Below are 1,157 nucleotides of genomic sequence, written 5' to 3'. Positions count from 1 at the left end.
TTAAGCGCTTTGTGTATCTCAGATAATTGAAGTAGAGCTTGAGCTGTGTATTTGTGTCTTGATACCTGTTCCGCTAACTTCAAAGCTTGCTCGGCATAATTCAGTGCCTCAGCCATAAGCTTTTTCTCTTCGAACATATCACTCACTGCCAGATAAGCATTGATACGAATGCCATCATTGTTCAATTCATTGGCAGCTTCGAGTGACTCTACTAAATAGCTTCGCGCTAAATCATACTTTTGTGTTTGCGTATAAGCTTTACCTAACCCTAAACGAGTGACTGCCATGCCGTAGTTATGGGATGATTCTCTTAGTAATTTATGCGCTTGTCCAAAGTGATGAATCGCTAAGTCGCTTTGGCTTTGATTTAAATAGAGATCAGCAAGGCTGTGATGAACCTGAGCCTTCATTATGCCGGAAGCATCGGCTCTTAGGGTAAGCGCTTCCTCTAGGTATTGAGTTGATTTTTCATACTGCTTTAGCTCTTTGAGTAAGTTACCAATATCGTTGTAAACCCCAGAGATATCATGTCCTTTTGGGAATGCCTTGATCAAAGATAGGTAGGTATTTAACGCGGTATGATAGTCACTACGAAAATGATGGTTGTTAGCGATGACTCGATAAGTAATGAACTTTGGTAGTACAGGATCGATGGCATCATGTAAGTCGGACTCAAGCCCTGAGCAATAGTAGTTGGCTTGATGATATTTGGCTTGTTCGTTGAGGGAGCGACATAATTGGTACTTGAGCAGTGCTTTGCCGGTTGAATCGCTACGAGATTGCATTTTTGCTAACAGAGTCAAAAAGCCTTGCTGTGCCTCTTCATATTGACCTTTGCCGTCTTTCATCAGAGCAGAAAGAAATGTTTTTTCAATTGCCTGGTATTCGCTGTCATTGGAAGCTATGCCATAGAAGGGTTGATCGCGATGACTCATGTATTGATAGAGGAGAGATGATAGGTAAAGCTTATCACCGTAAACAGTCGAGCTCGTATAGCGTGTTTGCAGCATGTTTAACGCACGTTCAGGAGAGTGCTTCAAAGTCGATAGGTAAAGTGCATTCCAATCAGCGTTTGGAGTGTTTATATCAGATGCTCTTGGCAAAGTGATAGGTGAGTCTAAAAAGAGACTTGGACTAACTGGTTGGCTGTGTGTAAC

The 1,157-nt window shown here is 42.0% G+C and carries 1 protein-coding gene; it reads right to left on the bottom strand.

What is annotated here, in order from left to right:
• Positions 1–1,010: tetratricopeptide repeat protein (locus tag BCT81_RS26910; RefSeq protein WP_133152744.1), on the bottom strand; the 1,010-nt coding region annotated here is incomplete at its 3' end.
• Between the last annotated feature and the right edge of the window lie 147 nt (positions 1,011–1,157).

It is taken from the genome of Vibrio sp. 10N.261.52.A1, assembly GCF_002876325.1.
GTDB classification, from domain to species: Bacteria; Pseudomonadota; Gammaproteobacteria; order Enterobacterales; family Vibrionaceae; genus Vibrio; species Vibrio chagasii.
The sequence above is the reverse complement of the archived record's forward strand: the minus strand, read 5'-3'. Positions and strand labels throughout refer to the sequence as shown.